Origin of the sequence: Kocuria sp. CH-021 (assembly GCF_049716185.1) — a bacterium.
Taxonomy (GTDB): domain Bacteria; phylum Actinomycetota; class Actinomycetes; order Actinomycetales; family Micrococcaceae; genus Kocuria; species Kocuria cellulosilytica.
On the sequence record NZ_JBNAFK010000030.1, the window covers coordinates 1 to 21,243 of the forward strand.

General features: G+C 73.3%; 20 protein-coding genes and 1 riboswitch. Of the genes, 10 read left to right on the top strand and 10 right to left on the bottom strand.

Features of this window, described 5'->3' with window-relative positions:
• Nucleotides 1-196: 196 nt before the first annotated feature.
• Together ACPYN7_RS16935 and ACPYN7_RS16940 are read left to right on the top strand one after the other, a co-directional pair.
• The gene (locus tag ACPYN7_RS16935) at nt 197-973 is read left to right on the top strand and encodes an enoyl-CoA hydratase/isomerase family protein (protein ID WP_424348431.1); all 777 of its coding nucleotides are present in this window, start codon (nt 197-199) and stop codon (nt 971-973) included.
• 153 nt (nt 974-1,126) lie between these two features.
• Entirely contained in the window at nt 1,127-3,109 is a 1,983-nt protein-coding gene (locus ACPYN7_RS16940) for a M13 family metallopeptidase (protein WP_424348432.1), read from the top strand.
• A gap of 24 nt (nt 3,110-3,133) precedes the next feature.
• Here ACPYN7_RS16940 and ACPYN7_RS16945 read toward each other — a convergent pair whose 3' ends face one another.
• Genes ACPYN7_RS16945 through ACPYN7_RS16955 form a run of 3 tightly spaced genes read right to left on the bottom strand, consistent with a single transcriptional unit; the run spans nt 3,134 to nt 5,872 of the window.
• Complete coding sequence (locus tag ACPYN7_RS16945; protein ID WP_424348433.1) at nt 3,134-3,493, bottom strand: hypothetical protein; 360 nt, start codon at nt 3,491-3,493, stop codon at nt 3,134-3,136.
• Between the two features lie 32 nt (nt 3,494-3,525).
• A complete protein-coding gene (locus tag ACPYN7_RS16950) occupies nt 3,526-5,061 on the bottom strand; it encodes a DUF2142 domain-containing protein (protein WP_424348434.1) in 1,536 nt (511 codons plus the stop codon).
• Nucleotides 5,062-5,065: 4 nt separating this feature from the next.
• Nucleotides 5,066-5,872, bottom strand: a complete 807-nt coding sequence (locus ACPYN7_RS16955; protein WP_424348435.1) for a carbon-nitrogen hydrolase family protein — start codon at nt 5,870-5,872, stop codon at nt 5,066-5,068.
• Nucleotides 5,873-5,986: 114 nt separating this feature from the next.
• Between ACPYN7_RS16955 and ACPYN7_RS16960 the strand changes: the two genes are divergently transcribed.
• Both ACPYN7_RS16960 and ACPYN7_RS16965 read left to right on the top strand, forming a co-directional pair.
• Nucleotides 5,987-6,373, top strand: a complete 387-nt coding sequence (locus ACPYN7_RS16960) for a YidH family protein (RefSeq protein WP_424348436.1) — start codon at nt 5,987-5,989, stop codon at nt 6,371-6,373.
• Between the two features lies 1 nt (nt 6,374).
• Nucleotides 6,375-6,752 (top strand): DUF202 domain-containing protein, encoded by a 378-nt coding sequence (locus ACPYN7_RS16965; protein WP_058875451.1) that lies wholly within the window; start codon nt 6,375-6,377, stop codon nt 6,750-6,752.
• Nucleotides 6,753-6,868: 116 nt separating this feature from the next.
• On the opposite strand, the gene ACPYN7_RS16970 is transcribed toward ACPYN7_RS16965, so the two are convergent.
• Nucleotides 6,869-8,155: an adenylosuccinate synthase gene (locus ACPYN7_RS16970; protein WP_058875452.1), complete on the bottom strand. Its 1,287-nt coding sequence runs from the start codon at nt 8,153-8,155 to the stop codon at nt 6,869-6,871.
• Between the two features lie 208 nt (nt 8,156-8,363).
• Nucleotides 8,364-10,073: an FMN-binding glutamate synthase family protein gene (locus ACPYN7_RS16975; RefSeq protein WP_082697260.1), complete on the bottom strand. Its 1,710-nt coding sequence runs from the start codon at nt 10,071-10,073 to the stop codon at nt 8,364-8,366.
• 322 nt (nt 10,074-10,395) lie between these two features.
• Between ACPYN7_RS16975 and ehuB the strand changes: the two genes are divergently transcribed.
• Genes ehuB through ehuA form a run of 4 tightly spaced genes read left to right on the top strand, consistent with a single transcriptional unit; the run spans nt 10,396 to nt 13,619 of the window.
• Nucleotides 10,396-11,415 (top strand): ectoine/hydroxyectoine ABC transporter substrate-binding protein EhuB, encoded by a 1,020-nt coding sequence (gene ehuB / locus ACPYN7_RS16980; RefSeq protein ID WP_331457135.1) that lies wholly within the window; start codon nt 10,396-10,398, stop codon nt 11,413-11,415.
• A 2-nt stretch (nt 11,416-11,417) separates the two neighbouring features.
• On the top strand, nt 11,418-12,149 hold the full coding sequence (gene ehuC, locus ACPYN7_RS16985; RefSeq protein WP_058875453.1) for an ectoine/hydroxyectoine ABC transporter permease subunit EhuC: 732 nt from the start codon (nt 11,418-11,420) through the stop codon (nt 12,147-12,149).
• Nucleotides 12,146-12,787, top strand: a complete 642-nt coding sequence (ehuD, locus tag ACPYN7_RS16990; RefSeq protein WP_058875454.1) for an ectoine/hydroxyectoine ABC transporter permease subunit EhuD — start codon at nt 12,146-12,148, stop codon at nt 12,785-12,787. Before ehuC ends, ehuD begins: the two co-directional genes overlap by 4 nt.
• Nucleotides 12,774-13,619: an ectoine/hydroxyectoine ABC transporter ATP-binding protein EhuA gene (gene ehuA / locus ACPYN7_RS16995; protein WP_408669431.1), complete on the top strand. Its 846-nt coding sequence runs from the start codon at nt 12,774-12,776 to the stop codon at nt 13,617-13,619. The genes ehuD and ehuA overlap by 14 nt, the downstream gene beginning before the upstream one ends.
• 66 nt (nt 13,620-13,685) lie before the next feature.
• Here ehuA and ACPYN7_RS17000 read toward each other — a convergent pair whose 3' ends face one another.
• From ACPYN7_RS17000 to ACPYN7_RS17020, 5 genes are read right to left on the bottom strand one after another with little or no spacing between them, the layout of a single operon-like run.
• Nucleotides 13,686-14,114 carry a VOC family protein gene (locus tag ACPYN7_RS17000; RefSeq protein ID WP_424348437.1) on the bottom strand — a complete coding sequence of 143 codons (429 nt, stop codon included), beginning with the start codon at nt 14,112-14,114 and terminating at the stop codon, nt 13,686-13,688.
• 2 nt (nt 14,115-14,116) lie between these two features.
• A complete protein-coding gene (locus tag ACPYN7_RS17005; RefSeq protein ID WP_424348438.1) occupies nt 14,117-14,614 on the bottom strand; it encodes an SRPBCC family protein in 498 nt (165 codons plus the stop codon).
• Between the two features lie 3 nt (nt 14,615-14,617).
• Nucleotides 14,618-14,974: an ArsR/SmtB family transcription factor gene (locus ACPYN7_RS17010; RefSeq protein ID WP_058875458.1), complete on the bottom strand. Its 357-nt coding sequence runs from the start codon at nt 14,972-14,974 to the stop codon at nt 14,618-14,620.
• A 46-nt stretch (nt 14,975-15,020) separates the two neighbouring features.
• Nucleotides 15,021-16,436 carry a hypothetical protein gene (locus ACPYN7_RS17015; protein WP_424348439.1) on the bottom strand — a complete coding sequence of 472 codons (1,416 nt, stop codon included), beginning with the start codon at nt 16,434-16,436 and terminating at the stop codon, nt 15,021-15,023.
• Entirely contained in the window at nt 16,433-17,428 is a 996-nt protein-coding gene (locus tag ACPYN7_RS17020) for a glycosyltransferase (RefSeq protein ID WP_058875460.1), read from the bottom strand. Before ACPYN7_RS17020 ends, ACPYN7_RS17015 begins: the two co-directional genes overlap by 4 nt.
• Before the next feature lie 204 nt (nt 17,429-17,632).
• Nucleotides 17,633-17,739, top strand: a riboswitch (SAM riboswitch).
• Between the two features lie 71 nt (nt 17,740-17,810).
• Here ACPYN7_RS17020 and ACPYN7_RS17025 point away from each other — a divergent pair.
• Complete coding sequence (locus ACPYN7_RS17025) at nt 17,811-18,737, top strand: methylenetetrahydrofolate reductase (RefSeq protein ID WP_058875461.1); 927 nt, start codon at nt 17,811-17,813, stop codon at nt 18,735-18,737.
• Between the two features lie 65 nt (nt 18,738-18,802).
• Nucleotides 18,803-21,208, top strand: a complete 2,406-nt coding sequence (gene metE, locus ACPYN7_RS17030; protein ID WP_424348440.1) for a 5-methyltetrahydropteroyltriglutamate--homocysteine S-methyltransferase — start codon at nt 18,803-18,805, stop codon at nt 21,206-21,208.
• Nucleotides 21,209-21,243: the final 35 nt, after the last annotated feature.

Sequence of the window (21,243 nt, forward strand, 5' to 3'; positions counted from 1 at the left end):
GTCCTGTTTGTAGTGGGGCTAGGGGCCCCCCGCCCCGCCCCCCCCCACCCCCTGGGCGCTGGTGGGGCATTCCGCCGCCTGCGCCGCGCGGGGGGGGGGCCCGCCCCGGGCCGGGGGCGGGGCCCCCGGGCCGTTCCGGCCCCTGTCCCCACTCCCAGTTCCCGACCCCAGTCCCCGACCTCACCGAGGAGCAGCAGTGATCGACCTGACCATCGACGGATCCGTGGCCGAAGTGGTGCTGAACGCGCCCGGCAAGATGAACGCCCTGGACGAGGCCGCGCTCGCCGAGCTCGGCGACGCCTACGCCGAGGCGGAGCGCGCCGGCGTCCGCGCCCTCGTGCTGCGCGGCGAGGGCCGCGGCTTCTGCGCCGGCCGGGACATCTCCGCCGTGGACCCCGCGAGCGACGACGCCCACGGCTTCCTGGCCGGCAAGGTCACCCCGCTGCTGCGCGCCATGACGCAGTTCCCCGCCCCGACGTTCGCCGCCGTGCAGGGCGCGTGCCTGGGCGTGGGCCTGGGCCTGGCGATCGCCACGGACGTCGTCTACGTCGCGGACAGCGCCAAGATCGGCTCCCCGTTCGCGAACCTGGGCGCAACCCTCGACTCTGGCGGGCACGCCCTGTTCACCGAGCGGCTCGGCGCCCACCGCACCCTGGACCTCATCTACACGGCCGAGCTGATGAGCGGCCAGGAGGCCGTGCGCTCCGGGCTGTTCAGCCGCTCGGTGCCCGCCGAGGAGCTCCTCGAGCTCACCCGGGCCAAGGCGGCCGCCGTGGCCGAGGGGGCGACCGGCGCGTTCCTCGCCTCCCGCGAGCTCGTCGCCCAGATCCGCGACGAGCGGCTGGGGCTGTGGGAGTCCGTGGACAACGAGAACCGGGTGCAGGGCGAGCTCTGCCGCAGCGCCGACTACGCCGAGGGCTTCGCCGCGTTCCAGCAGAAGCGCAAGCCGCGGTTCACCGGCGCCCGGGGCTGAACCGGCGGACGGCGCCGGAGCACCGAGCGGTGCCGATCCACCCAGCGGTGCCGATCCACCCCTGCGGGCCCCGGGACGCCCCGGGGCCCGCAGGCATTAAGCGGTCGGGGAACAGCCCGCCCGCTCCGCCGGGGGCCGGTTAATGTGGTGGGCATGACATCCACGGTGACCTCTTCGGTGTTCGACCTCTCCGGCTTCGACCGCTCCGTCCGCCCCCAGGACGACCTCTACCGCCACGTCAACGGCTCGTGGCAGCGCCGGACCGAGATCCCCGACGACAAGCCGTCCGTGGGCGCGTTCATCGAGCTGCGGGACCAGGCGGAGGCCGCCGTGCGGGAGCTCATCACCCGGGCCCGCGCCGGGGACCCGGAGGCCGTGGAGTCCAAGATCGCGAACCTGTACGCCTCCTTCATGGACGAGGAGCGGATCGAGGCGCTCGGCGCCTCCCCGCTGGCCCCGGACCTCGCCGAGATCGACGCCGTGGCGGACGTGCCCGGGCTGGTGAGCCACTTCGGCCGGATGATCCGGCGCGGCACGGGCGGGCTCGTCGGCGTCGACGTCGACGCCGACCCGGGCGACCCGGAGCGCCAGCTCGTGTTCGTCGGGCAGTCCGGCCTGGGCCTGCCGGACGAGGAGTACTACCGGGAGGACCAGCACGCGGCGATCCGCGGGAAGTACCTGGCGCACGTGCGGACCATGCTGTCCCTGGCCGGGGTCGCCGACGCCGAGGAGCAGGCCCGCGCGGTCGTGGAGCTCGAGACGCGGATCGCCGCCCAGCACTGGGACAAGGTCACGGTCCGGGACCTCACCAAGATGTACAACCCCATGGGCTTCGAGGAGCTCGCGGCCTCCACCACGGTCCTCGACTGGCGGCTCCTGGCCGAGGGCGCGGAGCTGCCCGTGCCGGCCCTGGAGACCGTGGTCAACGCCCAGCCGTCCTTCTTCACCGGGGTCGAGGCGCTGCTCACGGACGAGCTGCTGCCGGCCTGGCGGTCCTGGGCCCGCTGGCACCTGGTCTCCGCGCGGGCCTCCTACCTGTCCTCCGCGTTCGTCGAGGAGGACTTCGCGTTCTACGGCACGGTGCTCTCGGGGACCCCGCGGCTCAAGGACCGCTGGAAGCGCGGCGTCGAGCTCGTCAACGGGGTGCTCGGCGAGGCCGTGGGCGAGCTCTACGTGGCGGCGCACTTCTCCCCCACCGCCAAGGAGCGGATGGACGAGCTCGTGGCGAACCTCCTGGAGGCCTACCGCGTCTCGATCACGGGCCTGGACTGGATGACGGAGGACACCCGCCAGGAGGCGCTGAAGAAGCTCTCCCAGTTCACCCCGAAGATCGGCTACCCGGAGCAGTGGAAGGACTACTCCTCGCTGCGGATCGATCCCGAGGACCTCGTGGGCAACCAGATCCGCACCACGGAGTTCCGGCTCGCGGAGCTGGTCCGCAAGGCCGGCCGGCCGGTCGAGAAGCACGAGTGGCTCATGACCCCGCAGACGGTCAACGCCTACTACCACCCCCTGCGCAACGAGATCGTCTTCCCGGCCGCGATCCTGCAGCCCCCGTTCTTCGACGAGGACGCCGACGACGCCGTCAACTACGGCGCGATCGGCTCCGTGATCGGCCACGAGATCGGCCACGGCTTCGACGACAAGGGCTCGACCTGCGACGGCGACGGCCGGCTGCGCAACTGGTGGACCGACGCCGACCGGCAGGCCTTCGAGGAGCGCACGGCGGAGCTGGTGCGCCAGTACGACCGCCTGGTCCCGGAGCAGCTGGCGGAGGAGGGCACGCACGTCAACGGCGAGCTCACCCTGGGCGAGAACATCGGGGACCTGGGCGGGCTCACCATCGCCCACAAGGCGTGGCGGATGTCCCGGGAGGCCGGCAGCGCGTTCGGCCCCGGGGAGCTGATCGACGGCTACAGCCCGGAGCAGCGGCTCTTCCTGTCCTGGGCCTACGTGTGGCAGCAGAAGTCCCGCGACGAGGCGCTGCGCCACCGCATCGCCACCGACCCGCACTCCCCCAACGAGTTCCGGGCGAACCAGACGGTCCGCAACGTCCCCGCCTTCTACGAGGCGTTCGGGGTCGTGGAGTCGGACGCCCTGTGGCTGCCCGAGGTGGAGCGCGTCAGCATCTGGTAGCGGGCGGCCGGGGCCGTCCCGGGCTCAGCCGCCCCCGCCCGTGCTGAGCAGGAACGCGACCCCGGCCAGCCACAGCGCGAAGAGGACCAGGAAGAGCCCGAGCAGCACGGTGCCCACCCAGCCGAGCACCTTCCCGGGCGTGGCGGGGGTGCCGAGCTTCTCGGCCTCCTTGGCCTGCCAGATCGCGAAGGGGCCCAGCAGGGGCAGCACCACCACGCCGAGGATGCCGAGGATCAGCGCGGTGTCGGCGTGGCTGCGCCCCACGGCGAAGCGCTCCCACTGCGGGGACGGCCCCCACGGGGGCGGCGGGCCGTAGCCGCCGGCGGGCGCGGGCCCGCCGGGGCCGTCCGGGCGCGGCGGGGAGTCGGAGCGGTCGTCGTCCACGGGGTCCTCCAAAGGGTCGTCGGTGCCGTCGGTCAGGGAAGCATGTAGTGGCCCGTGATGTGGACCACGGTGGCGTAGCCGGCCACGGCGAGCACGGCCGAGAGCGGCACGAACACCAGGACCAGGATCTCCACCCGGCGCAGGCCCGCCGGGGTGGCGGGGAACCGCGCGGACACCAGCGGGACCAGCGTCCCGAGCAGCAGCAGGGCAAGCGGGACGAAGTACCGGCCCTGCACGCCGTTGACGATCCCGGACTCCACCGGGGCGAAGCTGAGGTAGAGCGTGCCGAAGATCGCCGCGACGTTGAGCAGCAGCACCCCCGCGAACCAGGCCGCGACCCGGCGCGAGGCCGCACCGCGCGGGCCGTGGAAGAACGCGGCGCCCACGGCGACGAGCCAGCACACCGCGCCGACGAAGGGCCCGTCGATGGTCCGGCCGGGCCCGTAGCCCATCTGGGCGACGAAGCCGGCCGCGTAGTCCCAGTCCGCGGTCAGGATCGTCCGCGCCGCGATCCCCAGGACGGCCACCGGCTCGCCCAGCACGAAGGCCAGCTGGTCGTCGGGCCGCACCGTGTGCCGCTCCTCGGGGCCGCGCAGCGCCCCCATCGCCTCGGTGGTCCCCGCCGCCAGCGACATCCACCCCGCGAAGCCCAGCAGCGTCAGCAGCAGGCACCCGGTCAGCACCAGGGCGGCCGCCGTCGGCCGCCCGTCGGGGCGGCGGGGCAGCGGGTACTTCCGGAGCGGGACGGCCAGCAGCAGCAGGGACAGGATGACGTAGGTGGGCTTCATCAGCGGGAGGGCGACGGCGCTCGCGAGCACGACCCCCAGCTCCGCCCGGGAGAGGGGCGCCCCGGTGCGGTCGAGCACGGTCGCGCGCAGCACGAGCGCGGTGAAGGTCAGGACCACGGCGTTGGTCACCGAGTCCGCGGAGATCACCGCCGACTGGAACAGGGCGGTGGGCAGCAGCGCCACGCAGAAGCCGACCCACAGGAACCGGGTGCCGCGCAGGGCCCACAGGCCCACGGCGGCCACGCCCGTGTAGGCGAGCACCTGCAGCATCCGCATCAGGGTCCAGGCCGTCCCGACGTCGAGCTCCGCCGCGGTGGCGATCCGCGCCCCCAGGGCCGCGGGCAGGTAGGGCACGGGCGAGTACGCCGCGGTGTTGGAGAACGACGTCAGCACGTGCTCGCCCGCCAGGGGCGCGGCGAGCGCCCGCGCGCGCTCCTCGGTGGCCGCGTACAGCGGGTCGGAGTTGCGCTCCTTGGACCGCGGCGCCCCGGCGTGCTCGGCCATGAACTCCTGGGCGGTGGCCGGCACGGCGCCGCCGTAGACGGGGTAGGGGCCGTCGTCGGCGAGCCGCTGGGGGGCGAGACCGCCCTGGGAGACCTGGTAGGCGCGCTTGAAGTGGGTGTGCTCGTCCGGGCCCCAGGCCGACGGCACCATCAGGGCGAAGACCGTGCCGAAGAGCAGGGACAGCCCCGCGAACAGCACCACCACGGTGCGGGGACGCAGGGCGGGGCGGGCGGTGCCCTCCGGCGAGCGTGCGGGGGTCAGGACCGCCGTGGCCACCGCCTCAGTCCTCGTCCGGGGACAGCAGCTCGGCCGGGCCGAACCGGCGGTTGGCGAGCACGGGCACGGTCTCCCGGACCTCGGCGATGCGCTCGCGCACGACGTCGGCGCTCAGCACGGTCTCGTCCTCCCCGGCCTCGGCGACCACCACGCCGAGCGGGTCGAGGACCGCGGAGCGGCCGATCGTGTGCTCGGAGCAGGTGTCCGCGGCCGCGACCCACACGGTGTTCTCGATCGCGCGGGCCTTGAGCAGCGCCTGCCAGTGGTCCACCTTGTGCTCGCCGGCGAACCAGGCGGCGGGCACGGTGAGCAGCTCCGCCCCGGCGTCGACCACGGCACGGCAGATCTCGGGGAAGCGCAGGTCGTAGCAGGTGATCATGCCGACCGTGAGCTCCCCGATCCGCACCACCGTGACGCCCTTGTCCCCCGGGCGGATCCGGTCGGACTCCCGGTGGCTGAAGGCGTCGTAGAGGTGCAGCTTGCGGTATGAGCCGAGGATCGCGCCCTGCGCGTCCACGGCCACGAGCGTGTTGTAGGGGCGCCCGTCGGCGGAGCCCTCGTAGCCGCCCGCGATCACCGCGACGCCGGTCTGCGCGGCCAGGAAGGAGAGCTGCTGGACGAACCCGGACCAGCCGCGCAGCACCAGCTCCTCGAAGTCCTCCCCGAGGAGCCGCTCGGAGAACATGGCCTCCTCGGGGAACACCACCAGCTCCGCGCCGGCGGATGCGGCCTCACCGGCCATCCGGCGCATGGTCTGCAGGTTCTCGGCCGTCTCGGCGGTGGGCGCGAACTGTCCGACGGCGATCTTCACGGGTGTCCTCCTCGGCGGGTCGCTGCTGGGGCTCCCACTGTATCCGCGACCGGCCCGCGGCCGGTCCCGTGACAGGATGGGTGCCGACACGACCGCGCGAGCGAAGGGCAGGCGATGGACGAGCAGTCCGAGTCCCCGGGACGGCGCCGGCTGACCGAGCGCGTGCTCGGCGGCGGGGCGGATCCCGACCCCCGGTTCACCCTGGCCAACGAGCGCACGTTCCTCGCCTGGATCCGGACCGCGCTCGCGTTCCTGGCCGGGGGGATCGCCATCGAGGCGTTCACCGCGGACCTGTTCGAGGAGGGCATCCGCAAGTTCCTCGCGATCGTCCTGCTGGTGCTGAGCATGCTCGTCAGCGCGGGCGCCACGTTCCGCTGGATCGGGGTCGAGCGGAGCATGCGGCGCCAGGCCCCGCTGCCGCTGCCCCTGATCGCCCCGGTGCTCGCGGTGGGCGGGGCGATCGCGGCGGGAGTGCTCGTCGTCGTCGTCCTGCAGGGCTGAGATGCCGCGCCCGCAGCTGCGCCGCCCTCCGGGACCCCCGGAGCCGCCCGGGCCCCCGGAGCCGCCGCACCAGGACCCCGGGCTGCAGCCGGAGCGGACCACCATGGCCTGGGGCCGGACCCTGATGTCCTTCGTGGTGGTCTCGGCGGTCTTCCTGCGCTGGCTGCCGCACCACGGGCCGTTCGTGCTGGTGCTGTTCGGGCTGGCCGTCCTCACGGCGTCCGCCATCTACCTCACGCAGCGTCCCCGCTACGCCCGCAGCGCCCGCGGCATCGTCGAGGAGCGCACCGAGCCGGAGGTCGGCGCCGTGCTGGCCACGTCGGTCGCGATGCTCGCGCTGGGCAGCCTCGGCGTCTGGGTGGTGCTGGTGCTCGTCTGAGCGCTCTTCCCCGCCCCCCCCTCCCGCGAGGTCGCACGTGTCGGCGACCGCAGCGCCGTCGGTCGCCGACACCGGCAACCTCGCGGGAGGAGGGAGAGGGGGAGGGGGAGGAATGGTCAGTCGATGAGGTCGCGCACCACGATGGTGTCGTCGCGGTCCGGGCCCACGCCGATCGCGGACATCCGGGTCCCGCTCATCGACTCGAGGGCCTCGACGTAGGCCCGGGCGTTCGCCGGCAGGTCCGCCAGGGTGCGGCAGCCGGTGATGTTCTCCGTCCACCCGTCGAAGTGCTCGAAGATCGGCTTGGCGTGGTGGAACTCGGTCTGGGTCATGGGCATCTCGTCGTGCCGGACGCCGTCGACGTCGTAGGCCACGCAGACCGGGATCCGCTCGATGCCGGTGAGGACGTCGAGCTTGGTGAGGAAGTAGTCGGTGAAGCCGTTGATCCGGGAGGCGTGGCGGGCCATCACGGCGTCGTACCAGCCGGTGCGGCGGGGACGGCCGGTGTTCACCCCGAACTCGCCGCCGGTGGTGCGCAGCTGCTCGCCCATCTCGTCGAAGAGCTCCGTGGGGAACGGTCCGGCGCCCACCCGGGTGGTGTAGGCCTTGATGATGCCGATGGCCCGGGTGATGCGGGTCGGTCCGATGCCCGAGCCCACGGACGCGCCGCCCGCGGTGGGGTTGGAGGACGTCACGAACGGGTAGGTGCCGTGGTCGACGTCGAGGAAGGTCGCCTGGCCGCCCTCCATGAGGACCACCTTGTCCTCGTCGAGCGCCTGGTTGAGCAGGTAGGTGGAGTCCACGATCATCGGGGCGAGCCGGTCCGCGTAGCCCAGGAAGTACTGCACGACCTCCTCGACGTCGATGTCCCGGCGGTTGTAGAGCTTCACGAGCAGCTCGTTCTTCTGCCGCAGCGCGCCCTCGATCTTCTGCCGGAGGATCGACTCGTCCAGCACGTCCTGCACGCGGATCCCGAGCCGGCCGACCTTGTCCATGTAGGCGGGGCCGATGCCGCGGCCCGTGGTGCCGATCGCCCGCTTGCCGAGGAAGCGCTCCGTGACCTGGTCCATCGTCTGGTGGTAGGGCGCCACGAGGTGGGCGTTCGCGGAGATCCGCAGCCGGGACGTGTCCGCCCCGCGGGCCTCGAGGCCGTCGATCTCCTCGAAGAGGGCCTGGGGATTGACGACGACGCCGTTGCCGATCACGGGGACGGCGTTGGGGCTCAGGATGCCCGCGGGCAGGAGCTTGAGCTCGAACTTGTCGCCGCCCACCACCACGGTGTGCCCGGCGTTGTTGCCGCCGTTGGGCTTGACCACGTAGTCCACGCGGCCTCCGAGCAGGTCGGTGGCCTTGCCCTTGCCCTCGTCGCCCCACTGGGCGCCGACGATCACGATTGCTGGCATTGAACGACTCTCCTGCCTGGATGGAACGGGACTTCTCCCGTGGGACCCGGCCGAGGCGCGCACCGGCCGGGCACGACAACGCCCCTGCGTCGGCCCGCTCCCGTCCGCACGCCCGAGGCGGCGCGGCGTCGGCAGGAGGAGGCCCAGGGGCTCGTACCGTGCAAGTCTAGCGGCCCGTGACCCCGGGCACGCATCCGGCGCGGCAGGATCAGGAGTCCTCGCCCGGGTCGCCCTCCGGGCGGCCCGCGGCGCCGGAGTCGGCCGCGGCACCGGGGCGGTCGGGGTGGACGACGGCCGGGTCGTCGCGCCGCTCGATCTTGCCGGGGCCCGGGCGGTAGAGGCCGAAGTGGTCGGGGTCGGCCAGCTCCCAGTCGTCGGCCCAGGTGCGCGGCGGCGCGGTGAGCAGCTCCCCCGGCTGCATCCAGTTGTAGATGTGCGCGTAGGAGCGCGTGGTCAGGTGGTCGACGCGCCGCCGGAGCATCTGCGGCGAGAGCTGGCGCATGTCGCTGCACCCCATGGAGGACATGATCTGCACGGCCTCGCGGACCGTGGCCCGGTGGTAGTTGTGCACCCGCTCCCCCTTGTCCGCCACGTTCAGGGCGCGCATGAGCCGCTCGTCCTGGGTGGCCACCCCCACGGGGCACGCGTTGGTGTGGCACTTCTGCGCCTGGATGCACCCAGTGGCCATCATCATGGCCCGCGCGCTCATGGTGAAGTCCGCGCCCTGGATCAGCCGCTTCACGATGTCGGACCCGGAGGCGACCTTGCCCGCCGCGCCCAGCTTGATCGGAGGCCGCAGCCCGACGCCGACCAGGGCGTTGTTCATCAGCATCAGGCCCTCGGTCAGGGGCGTGCCCACGTGGTCCTGGTACTCCAGGGGCGCCGCGCCGGTCCCGCCCTCGTTGCCGTCCACGATGATGTAGTCGGGGGCGACGTCCTCCTCGAGCATGGCCTTGCACATGCCGAGCACGTCCACGCGGGACCCCACGCACAGCTTGAAGCCGATCGGCTTGCCGCCGGAGAGCTCCCGCAGCCGGTGGATGAAGCGGATCAGCTCCCGCGGCGTGGTGAAGGCGGAGTGGCTCGCCGGGGAGATGCAGGTCACCCCCTCCGGGACCCCGCGGGCGCGGGCGATCTCGGCGGTCACCTTGGGCCCGGGCAGGACGCCGCCCAGCCCCGGCTTGGCGCCCTGGGAGAGCTTGATGGTGACGGCCTTGACCTCGGGCAGCCGGGACTTCTCCCGGAAGGCGGCCGGGTCGAAGCCGCCCTCGGCGTCCCGGGTGCCGAAGTAGCCGGACCCGATCTCCCAGATCAGGTCCGCACCGTACTCCCGGTGGAACTCCGTCAGGCCGCCCTCGCCGGTCTCCTGGGCGAACCCGCCCAGGGCCGCGCCCTTGTTCATGGCCAGGACCGCGTTCTTCGACAGCGAGCCGAAGCTCATGGACGAGATGTTCAGCAGGGAGACGTCGTAGGGCCGGGTGCACCCGGGCCCGCCGAGCCGGACCCGGGGCGCCTCCTCCGGGGGCGTCACCGGAGCGGTGGAGTGCAGCAGGTACTCGTAGCCCATCCGGTTCACCTCCCGCTCGGTGCCGAAGGCCTTGTCCCCCAGGGTGCCCTTCGCCCGGGCGTAGACCAGGGAGCGCGTGTCGCGGTCGAAGGGCTTGCCGTCGAAGTTGCGCTCGATGAAGTACTGCTGGATCTCCGGGCGGATGGACTCCAGGAAGAAGCGCATGTGCCCCAGGATCGGGTAGTTGCGCAGGATCGAGTGCTTCGTCTGGACGACGTCCCACACCCCGATCCCCAGCAGCACGAGGACCGCCCCCGCCAGGAGCCACCAGCCGTTGGACCCGAGGGAGGCCGCCAGCACGGTGAGGGCCCCCAGCACCAGGAGCAGCGCCAGCACCAGAAATCGCATCATGCGCCCGATCGTAGCCGGAGCGCCTGTGGCGCGTATCACAGATCGCGGCCTCCGTCGCCCCGATGACGTGCCCGCAGGACGGAGGAAACACGGTGACCTGCCCGCAGGTCATATGGCGTGACATCAGCAAATCCACCCTGTTGAATGACCGGACAGGCAGACCACATCTCGTCCGGGCCGCGGCCCGGGGACACGGAGCACCCGGTGTCCCGGGCCGGGCGCCGGGCGCTGACCCGCTCGGAGGGCCGCAACGATGACACAGTCGACGACGACACGGTGGTACGGGACGACACGGCGGGGCGGGAGGCGGAGCGCGACGGCGGTGACGGCCGTGGCGGCGCTGGGGCTGCTCACGGCGTGCGGCGGCTCGGAGGAGGAAGCGGGCAGCACCCTGTCCCAGGCCCAGGAGTCGGGCAGCATCACGGTGGGGTTCGCCGGCGAGGCGCCGTACAGCTTCGAGGAGAACGGCGAGCTGACGGGCGCCACCGTCGCCCTGCACCGCGAGATCTTCGGCGCGCTGGGGATCGACGACCTCGAGGGGGTCAACACCGAGTTCGGCTCCCTCATCCCCGGGCTCACCGCGGACCGCTTCGACGCCGTCAGCGCCGGCATGTCGATCCTCCCCGAGCGGTGCGAGCAGGCGGCCTTCAGCAGCCCGGAGTTCATGTACACCACCGCGCTCATGGTCGCGGAGGGCAACCCGTACGGCCTGCAGACCCTCGACGACGTGGCGGCGAACCCGGACGTGCAGCTGGTCACCATGACCGGCGCCATCGAGTCCTCCTACGCGGACTCCCTGGGCATCGACAACCGGGAGGTCGCCGGCCCGCAGGACGGCATGGACGCCGTGGTCAACGGCCGGGCCGACGTCTTCGCCCTGACCGGCATCTCGCTCAACTGGATGGCCGAGAACAGCCCCGAGGCCCCGGTGGAGGTCACGGAGTCCTACGTCCAGGAGATCGACGGCGTCCCGCAGGTGGGCGCCGGCGGCACGGTGTTCCGCACCGAGGACGAGGAGCTGCTCGAGGCCTACAACGAGGAGCTGCAGAAGATCGTCAGCGACGAGCAGCGCTACCTCGACATCGTGGGGCCCTACGGGTTCACCGCGGCGGAGCGCCCGGACGGCTCCGTGACCACCGAGCAGCTGTGCGAGGGCGACCTCACCGACGCCGGGACCCCGGAGCCCGTCCCCGCGGAGACGGGCACCGCCCAGCCCACGGCCGAGGACACGGCGGCCGGCGCGCCCACGCCGGAGCAGACCGTGTCCGCCGGTCCCACCGCTGACGACACCGCAGCCCCCGAACCCACCGCGGAGGAGACCGCCACGGAGCCCGGCGCGTAGTCGTGGGCGAGCGGTTCGAGGCGCTGGCGGCGTTCCTGCCCCGGCTGCTCGACGGCGTGCTGGTCACCCTGCAGCTGACGCTGGGCGGGGCGATCGGCGCCTTCGTCCTGGCGGTGGGGCTGGGGCTGCTCTCCCGCTCCGGGACCGCCGCCCTGCGGGTGCTGGCGCGCGTCGTCGTGGAGTTCTTCCGGGGCACGTCCCTGCTCGTGCAGCTGTTCTGGCTCTTCTTCGTCCTGCCCCTGATGGGCGTGCGGCTGGACCCCATGACGGTCGGCGTCCTCGCGCTGTCGCTCAACTTCGGCGCGTACGGAGCGGAGGTGGTCCGGGGCTCCATCGCCTCGGTGGACCGGGGCCAGTGGGAGGCCGCGCACGCCCTCGGGATGTCCGGGGCGCACCGGATGCGCCGCGTCGTCTTCCCGCAGGCGTGGGCGCTCATGATCCCCTCCCTGGCGAACCTGCTGATCCAGCTCCTGAAGGGCACGGCGGTGGTCTCGTTCATCACGCTCAGCGACCTCACGTTCCGGGTGGGCCAGCTGAGGCAGAGCACCGGTGACACCCTGTTCGCCTTCACCGTCGGGCTGCTGATCTACTTCGTCCTCGCCTACGCCCTGAACCTGGGCATGAACGTCCTGGAGGTCCGGGCGAAGAACACGCTGGGCCGCGGGCCGTCCCTGCGCGAGATCTGGCTGCCGGTGCGCCCGAAGATCGCCGAGACCGGGGGCGGGACGCCGTGATCTGGAGCTGGGAACGCACTGTCGAGGCCATCCCCCTGCTGCTGGAGGGGTTCCGGATCACGCTCCTGGCCACCGTGATCGGCACGGTCATCGCCGCGCTGCTCGGGCTGGTCATCGCCGTGCTCAAGCGGGTGCTGCCCACTCCGCTGCGGCTGGCCGTCCACTGGACCACCGAGTTCATCCGGATGACGCCGCTCGTGGTCCAGCTGCTGTTCGTCTACTACCTGCTCACCGACGTGACCGCGCTGGTCATCGGCATCACGGTGATCGGAGTGCACTACTCCACCTACATGGCCGAGAGCTACCGGGCGGGCATCGACTCCGTGCCCAAGGGGCAGTGGGAGGCAGCGCAGGCGCTGTCCCTGCCGGCCTCGAGGACCTGGCAGGCCGTGGTCCTGCCGCAGGCTCTCCGCGCCACGATCCCCTCACTGGGCAACTACGCCGTGGCCATGTTCAAGGACACCCCGTTCCTGTTCGCCATCTCCGTGGTGGAGCTCGTCACCTCCGCCCAGCAGTTCGGGGCCCGCAACTTCGCCTACACGGAGGCGTTCACGCTGGCCGGGCTGATCTTCCTCCTGGCCAGCTATCCGACCTCCATCCTGATCCGCCGATTGGAGAAGCGCCTTGCCCACTACTGAGCACGGGGACGAGATCCCAGGACAGCACTCCCCCCGGGACCCCGGGTCCGCGGCCGGCGACCCCGGGCGCGTGCCCGCGGTGGAGTTCCGTGACGTCGTCAAGCGCTTCGGCGACCACACCGTGCTCGACGGACTCGGCTTCACCGTGGACCGCGGCGAGCGGGTCACCCTGATCGGCCCCAGCGGATCGGGCAAGACCACCATCCTGCGGCTCCTGATGACCCTGGAGGACCTGACGGAAGGGTTCATCCTCGTGGGCGGGGAGCCGCTGACCCACGAGCTGCGCAACGGGCGGCGGGTGGAGCTGCCCGCCAAGCGGAGGAAGCAGATCACCCGGCGGATCGGCATGGTCTTCCAGCAGTTCAACCTGTTCCCCAACATGAGCGTGCTGGACAACATCATCGAGGCCCCCGTGCACGTGCTGGGACTGAAGAAGGGCGAGGCGCAGGAGCGTGCCATGGGTCTGCTGAAGCAGGTGGGGCTGGAGGAGAAGGCCTCCGAGCACCCCTCGAGGCTCTCCGGCGGCCAGCAGCAGCGCGTGGCCATCGCCCGGGCGCTCGCGATGGACCCGGAGATCCTGCTCCTGGACGAGGTGACGTCCGCGCTCGACCCCGAGCTCGTGGACGACGTGCTCAACGTCCTGCGCGAGGTCGCCGAGACCACGGACATCACCATGCTCATCGTCACCCACGAGATGCAGTTCGCCCGCGACGTGTCGCACCGGGTGATGATGTTCGACGGCGGGCGGATCGTGGAGGACGGCAGCCCCGAGGACATCTTCACCGCACCGAGGAACGAACGGACGAAGACCTTCCTGCGGGCGATCCTCTGAGCCGGGCCCCCGGCGACCGAGCCCGGCCGACCACGGGATCCGGCGGCCGGCCGGCCCGGCCGTGGTTCATCCGTCCCCGGTCGCCGGCCGCTGCCGGGGGATCAGCGGCCGCTCGGCCCGGGTCCGCAGCTGCTGCACCACCCACGTGTTGCCGTCCGGATCGGCGAACCCGAAGAGCGTGCCGCCGTCCCGCTCGTCCACCACGGTGAGCTCCCCCGCCGGCACGCCGCGGGCCAGCAGCTCCGCGCGGGCCGAGGCCGCGTCGGGGACCACGAGCTGCAGCCCGCGCACCGACCCGGGGGTCATCTCCCGGTGGGCGGGCAGGTTCCCGACCACGATCGAGCACCCCGACCCGGGCGGGGTGAGCTGGGCGAAGTCCGCCTGCTCCCCGGTCGTGCGGTGGTCGAGGTGGAAGCCGACCCCGTCCCGGTAGAACCCGATCGCGCGGTCGATGTCCGCGACCGGCAGCAGGACCACCTCGAGCGTCCAGTCCACGCTCAGGCCCCGCCCTGCTCGGTGCGCCCGCCCAGCAGCTCGTCGAGCCGTTCGTAGCCCTCGGCCATGCCCTTCTCCATGCCCGAGGCGGCCATCCCGTCGCGGGCCTCCTGCGAGGCGTGGACGGCGCGCCCGCGCAGCCGGCACCGGCCGCCGCCCAGGTCCTCGAAGTGCAGGTACTCGAGGTCCACCGCGTCGGGCCAGCCCTCGTACTCGAAGGTCTGGACGACCAGCTCGTTCTCGCGCACCGTGTGGAAGACGCCGCGGAAGGCGTACTCCTCCGCGCTGTCCCGGCCGTGCTGGACGAAGCGGTAGGCACCGCCGGGACGGAAGTCGAAGTCGTCGATCCGGGTCTCGAGTCCCCGGGGCCCGATCCACTGCCGGAACAGCTCGGGGTCCGCGTGGGCGCGGAAGACCTCGGCCACCGGGTGGTCGAACTCGCGCTCGAAGTCGATGAAGGGCAGGCCGTCGGGGACGGTCAGGTGCAGTGGGTGTCCCATGGTTCAGTCCTGGGTGTGCTCGCCGCGGTCCGCGGCTCGGGTGTCGAGCACGGCGTCGAGGCGGCGGAACTGCTCCTCCCGGACCAGCCGGTACCGGTCGATCCACGCGGTGAGCGCCTCGAGCCGTGCGGGGTCCAGGTGGACGGGCCGGCGCTGGGCGTCACGGGTGCGCGTGACGAGCTGCGCCTGCTCGAGGACCTGGATGTGCTTCGAGACCGCCTGCTTGGAGATCGCGAAGGGTTCCGCCAGTTCGGTGACCGTGGCCGGCCCCCGGCTGAGCCGGGCGACGATGCGGCGGCGGACCGGGTCGGCGAGGGCCAGGAAGGCCTTGTCGAGGAGGTCGTCGTCGCCGGGGTCCACGGTGTTTGTCAACTGATTCCTTGATCAACCTGTTGGTTGTTAAAGGCTACGTCCGTGGGGCGCGCGGGGCAAGACCCGGGACCGGTTCGGAACGGCCGGGAGCCTCCCCGGGCTCGCCGGGGACCTGCGCCGTCCCGTCCGGCGAGCGCCCGGAGCGCGGCACCCCGGGCTCGGGCCGCGGCCGCACGGCCGCGGCCAGGCACGCGGCCGTGACGACGGCCAGCGCGGCCGCGACCCCGCGGTTGACGAAGAACGCGTGGATCTGGGAGTGGTTGCTGAGCACCGTGTACCAGACGGGCACGGCCGCGGCCGGCAGGGCCAGCACCGCGGCGGCGCCCCAGCGGGCGAACCCGCCCCGGCGCAGCGCCAGGGCCAGGCCCACGCCCGCCGCGAGCAGGCAGCCGGTCAGCACGAGCCCCGAGGTGGGCACCATCTGCCACCAGTAGGACACGTTGACGCGCGCCCCTGCGCCGAACGCCTCGGAGACCCGGGCGTGGTCGCCCCCGGTCCGGTTGCCCACGTTGCGGCGGACCACCTCCAGGGTGGCCGGGAAGCCCAGGAACGCCCCCGCGAAGACCCACCGGGCGAGCCAGGTGACCGCGAAGGCCACCGGCCAGACCGCCCCGGCGAGGAGCACCGCCACGAGGGTCGCGCCGAGCTCGCGGCGGTGGAACCACGTCACGGCCCCCACGGCGAAGGCGGACATCGCCCACGGCACGGCGGGGGTCGTGAGGAGGTCCACGAAGCAGAAGAGCGCCCCGCCCAGGGCCGCCCCCGCGCAGGCCGCCCGGGGCGAGCGCGCCGCCCCGAGGGCGGAGAGGATCACGGACAGGAAGATGAAGGCGATGGAGATGGACTGGCTGAAGGACGTCGAGGGCGTGGACAGCAGGTTCGTGCCCACCACGTACGGCAGGACCAGGGCCAGTCCCACGGCGGTGGACGTCCCGGCGCGGACGGCGAGGAACGCACCGGCCAGGGCCAGCAGCATGAGGGTGCCCGAGACGATCCGCAGGCCCTCGAGGCCGGTCAGGGCCAGCACGGGGCGCGTGATCACGGTGTAGCCGGCCCAGTACTTGAAGTAGTCGTTGTCGGTGAGCACGGCCCCCTCGGAGATCGCCCGCAGCTGCTCCGGGCCTCCGCCGCAGGTGGCCAGCCGGGGCATCCGGACCGCCCGGCTGAACGCGGACTCCTCCGGGGACGCCCCCAGGCCCGTGCCCGCCACGACGCACTCGGTGAAGGTGTCCGCGGGGGTGCCCATCCGGTCGATCGTGTCGATGGGCCCGTAGGTGCCGTCCTCGACCGCCGCGACGAGGTGCTCGACGACGGGCCGGTCCGGCACGGCCTGGCCCAGCGTCAGCAGCCCGAACAGGGCGAACTGCAGGACCAGGAGCATTCCCAGCCCCTGGGCCCAGGGCAGCAGGAGGTGCAGCCGCGACCGCACGGCCTCGCGCCCCGCGCTCACGGGACCTGCCGCCGGTCCTCCGTGCGGCCGCCCCCGGCGGTCCGGTCCGGCGCCTCCCCGCCGCTCCACGGGGGAGCCGGGTGGCGCAGGTAGAACAGCCGGGAGGTCTCCCGGCGGATCTTCGCCTGGCCGCTCAGGAGCACGCCCATGAGCAGGAACACCCCCGCCAGGAGCACCAGGGAGGCGGCCAGGAACGCCGTCGGGAAGCGGGGGACGAGACCGGTGCCCGCGAACTCCACCACCACGGGCAGGCCGAGGGCCAGGCCCAGCAGGAACAGGGCCAGGGAGACGGCGCCGGTGACCAGGAGGGGCCGCTCGTGGAAGAGCAGCTGCCCGAAGATGCCGAGGATCCGGAAGCCGTCGTGGTAGGTCCGCAGCTTGCTCTCGCTGCCGGCGGCCCGGTCCCGGAAGCCCACGGCCACCTCGGCCTGCGGCACCCGCGCGTTGACCGCGTGGACGGTCAGCTCCGTCTCGATCTCGAACTCGCGCGAGAGCGCGGGGAAGGACTTGACGAAGCGGCGCGAGAAGACCCGGTAGCCGCTGAGCATGTCGGAGACCTTCCGGCGGAAGGCGAAGCTCACGAGCCCGTTGAAGAACCTGTTGCCGGACTCGTGCCCCGACCGGTACGCGGTGCTGGTGGTCTGCCGGCGCACGCCCAGCACGTGGTCGTAGGGCCCGGACAGCAGGGTGTCGATCATGGCGGGGGCGTCGGCGACGTCGTAGGTGTCGTCGCCGTCGACGAGCAGGTAGACGTCGGCGTCCAGGTCCGCGAAGGCCCGCCGGACCACGTTGCCCTTGCCCTTCTCCTCCTCGCGCCGGACCTGCGCCCCGGCCCGCCGGGCGGCCTCGGCGGTGCCGTCCGTCGAACAGTTGTCGTAGACGTGCACCTCGATGCCGGGCACGGCGGCGTGCAGATCCGTGACGACCTTCGCGATCGCCGCTTCCTCGTTGTGGCACGGCACGACGGCCACGATGCGGGGGGTGGGAGGCATGGGCACTCGTTCCTGCGGTCCGGGCGGGGGCCCGTCCATTATGCCGAGGCCGGGCCCGGGCGCCGGACCGCCCTCCACCGCCCGTGCGTCGCCGTGCGTCCGTGTTGCGCCCCGTGACGTCCCGGTCGTCACAGTCCGCGCTCCGGCGTCTTCTGGGCGCCCGCACTTGGCAGCACGGCGGGGCGGCCGCTGGAATGGGTCCTGCATCTATCCAGAGCGGCCGAGAGACCTGGCTCGTCGACGCCGCAGCAACCATCCGCGCCCCCGCCACGGGGTGCGCGGAACGGTGCTCCCGCCAGGACCGATGGAGCTGTCGCTTCCCTCCCGGGTCCGCCCCGGGACGGTTGCCGCCCTCCCTCGGGGTGACCCTTGGAGGAAGAACGTGACACCACGCCCGATCGCCCGGCCGGCGCCGCCGTCCCTGTCCTACGAGCTCTATCCGCCCCGCGGCGCGGCGAGCGCCGCGACGCTGCTGCGGACCATCGAGGAGCTCGAGCCCACCCGTCCCGACCACGTCTCGGTGACGTACAGCGGGGACGAGCAGCGCCGGGACAGCTCGCTCGCCCTGCTCGACCACCTCCTGGCGCGCACGAGCCTGCGGCCCCTGGCGCACCTGACGTGCGTCGGCAGCAGCCGGGCCGAGCTGGAGCGGACCGTGGCCACCCTGGTCCGCCGCGGCGTGCGGGGCGTCCTGGCCCTGCGCGGGGACCGGGACCCGGAGGCGGCGCCGGGCGAGCTGCGGCACGCCGGCGAGCTCGTGGAGCTCGTGCGCGAGGTCGAGCAGCGCCACACGGCCTCCCTGGCGGCCGGCCGGCTCGCCGTGGGCGTGGCGGCCTATCCGACCCGGCACCCGGAGTCGCCCTCGTTCCGGCACGACGTGGAGGTGCTGCTGGCCAAGCAGCGCGCCGGGGCGGACTTCGCGATCACGCAGGTCTACTTCCGCCCGCAGCGCTACGAGCGCCTGGTCGCGGCGGCGACGGCGGCGGGGGTGACCATCCCGATCGTCCCCGGGATCATGCCGGTCACCGATCCGGGGCGGCTGCGGACCCTGTGCCGGCTGGCCGGCCTGGCGCCCCATCCCGGCCTGGCCGCCGCGCTGGAGGACGCGTCCGGCCCCGCGGAGCGGCACCGCGCCGGCGTGGCCTTCGCGGCCCGGCTGGCCCGCGCCGCCCTGGACGCCGGGGCTCCCGGCCTGCACCTCTACACCTTCAACGAGCACCGGGCCGCGCTGGACCTGCTGGAGCACGTGGACCTCCCCCGCGCCCCGCACGTGCCCGTCCCGCTCGACGACCTGCTGCTCCCCGCGTGAGCACGCACCGCCCCACCGTTCCGCACGAGACCTCTCGACCTCACGACACCCTTCAGGAGATCCCCATGAGCACTGTCCCGTTCCCCGCCGCCACCATCACCGGCTACCCCCGGATCGGCCGCCGCCGCGAGCTGAAGAAGGCCCTCGAGGCCTACTGGGCCGGGCGCTCGACCCGCGAGGAGCTCGAGTCGGCGGCCGCCCAGCTGCAGCTGGCGACCCACCGCCGGCTCGTGGAGCTGGGCCTCGGCGCCCGGGACTCGTCCCTGCCCGCGGCGTTCCCCCTCTACGACCAGGTGCTGGACACCACCGTGGCCCTCGGGGCGGTCCCGTCCCGCTTCGCCGACCTCGCCGACCCCGAGGGCCGGCTCGACCTCGACGCGAGCTTCGTGCTCGCCCGCGGGGACGCCGGCCGCGCCCCGCTCGAGCTCACCAAGTGGTTCGACACCAACTACCACTACCTCGTGCCGGAGATCGGCCCGGACACCCCGTTCCGCGCCACCGCCGACCGGCTGGTGGCGGACGTCCGCCGCGCCGCGGCGCACGGCTTCACCGTCCGGCCGGTCCTCGTGGGACCCGTGTCCTTCCTCCTCCTCGCCAAGGCCGACGACGACGCCCCCGCGGGCTTCGACCCGCTGCGGCGGCTCCCCGAGCTGCTCCCGGTGTACGCGGAGCTGCTGGGCGAGCTGGCCGCGGCCGGCGCGGACTGGGTGCAGCTGGAGGAGCCGGCGCTCGTGGCGGACCAGCACGTCCCGGCGGAGCAGCTCGCCGCGTCCGTGTGGGACGCCTACACGGCCCTGTCCGCCGTGCCCCGGCGCCCGCAGCTGTTCGTCACCACCTCCTACGGCTCGCCCGGGCCGCTGCTGCACCCCCTGGCCTGCTCCGGCGTGGAGGCCCTGCACCTCGACCTCGTCAAGGGCGCGGCGCCCTCTCCCGAGGAGCTGGAGCTCTTCCGGGACGAGGACTCCGCCGTGCTCGTGGCCGGAGCCGTCGACGGGCACAACGTGTGGCGGGCCGACCTGGCCGGCCGGCTCGACCGGCTCGCGGAGCTGGCCGCCGGCGGCGTCCTGGTGTCCGTGGCCTCCTCCACGTCCCTGTTCCACGTCCCGCACGACGTGGCCGAGGAGACCGGGCTGGACCCGCTGCTGCGGAGCTGGCTCGCCTTCGCCGACCAGAAGGTCGGCGAGATCGTCACCCTGGCCCGCGGTCTCGCCGCCGGGACGGAGGCGGTCGCGGAGGAGCTGGCCGAGGCGGCCGAGGCCCGGCGCACCCGGGAGACCGCCGCGGGGGTCCGGGACACGGCCGTGCGGGAGCGCGCCGGGGCGCTGACCGCCGCCGACATCGGACGCGCGCCCGCGGAGGTCCGCCGGGCCGCGCAGGAGGGGCGGTCCTTCACGGCGTCCGGACCCCTCCCCCCGCTGCCCACCACCACGATCGGCTCCTTCCCGCAGACGCCCGAGGTCCGCGCCGCCCGCGCCCAGCACCGGGCCGGGACCCTCACGGACGACCGGTACGACGCCTTCCTGCGCGAGGAGATCGAGCGGGTCGTGCGGCTGCAGGAGGAGCTGGGCCTGGACGTGCTGGTGCACGGCGAGGCCGAGCGCAACGACATGGTCCAGTACTTCGCCGAGCACCTCGACGGCTTCGCGACCACCGTGCACGGCTGGGTGCAGTCCTACGGCTCCCGCTGCACCCGTCCCTCGATCCTGTGGGGCGACGTCAGCCGGGAGGGCGAGGGCCTGCGCGGCGAGGCGTTCACGGTCCCGTGGATCAGCCACGCCCAGTCCCTCACCGACAGGCCGGTCAAGGGCATGCTGACGGGCCCGGTCACGATCCTCGCGTGGTCCTTCGTGCGCGACGACCAGCCGCTCGCGGAGACCGCGAACCAGGTGGCCCTCGCGCTGCGGGACGAGGTCGCGGACCTCGAGGCCGCCGGGATCGGGATCATCCAGGTCGACGAGCCGGCGCTGCGGGAGCTGCTGCCGCTGCGCCGCGCGGACCAGCCCGCCTACCTGGGCTGGTCGGTGGACGCGTTCCGCCTGGCCACCTCGGGGGTGCGGGACGCGACCCAGATCCACACCCACCTGTGCTACTCGGAGTTCGGCGAGGTGGTCGGGGCGATCGACGGCCTGGACGCCGACGTCACGAGCATCGAGGCGGCCCGGTCCCGGATGGAGGTGCTGACCGACCTCGAGGCCGCCGGCTTCTCCCGGGGCATCGGCCCGGGCGTGTGGGACATCCACTCCCCGCGCGTGCCCGCCCAGGAGGAGATCGAGCAGCTGCTCGAGCGGGCCCTCGAGCACGTCCCGGCGCGGACCCTGTGGGTCAACCCGGACTGCGGCCTGAAGACCCGCGGCTACGCGGAGACCAGGGCGTCGCTGGAGCACCTCGTGGCGGCGGCCCGGACCGCGCGCGAGCGCGTGGCGCAGCCGGCCGGCCTGCCGCTGATCGTCCAGCACGGCGAGCGCGGCTGACCCCCGGGCCCACCCGTCGACCCGCGGGAGCCCGC

Bases quoted from the DNA above. Each gene is read 5' to 3' on its own strand.
- ACPYN7_RS16965 (WP_058875451.1), top strand. From the start codon at position 6,375: ATGCCGCGCCCGCAGCTGCGCCGCCCTCCGGGACCCCCGGAGCCGCCC.
- ACPYN7_RS16975 (WP_082697260.1), bottom strand. From the start codon at position 10,073: ATGATGCGATTTCTGGTGCTGGCGCTGCTCCTGGTGCTGGGGGCCCTC.
- metE (WP_424348440.1), top strand. From the start codon at position 18,803: ATGAGCACTGTCCCGTTCCCCGCCGCCACCATCACCGGCTACCCCCGG.
- ACPYN7_RS16970 (WP_058875452.1), bottom strand. From the start codon at position 8,155: ATGCCAGCAATCGTGATCGTCGGCGCCCAGTGGGGCGACGAGGGCAAG.
- ACPYN7_RS17020 (WP_058875460.1), bottom strand. From the start codon at position 17,428: ATGCCTCCCACCCCCCGCATCGTGGCCGTCGTGCCGTGCCACAACGAG.
- ACPYN7_RS17005 (WP_424348438.1), bottom strand. From the start codon at position 14,614: ATGGGACACCCACTGCACCTGACCGTCCCCGACGGCCTGCCCTTCATC.
- ACPYN7_RS16960 (WP_424348436.1), top strand. From the start codon at position 5,987: ATGGACGAGCAGTCCGAGTCCCCGGGACGGCGCCGGCTGACCGAGCGC.
- ACPYN7_RS16940 (WP_424348432.1), top strand. From the start codon at position 1,127: ATGACATCCACGGTGACCTCTTCGGTGTTCGACCTCTCCGGCTTCGAC.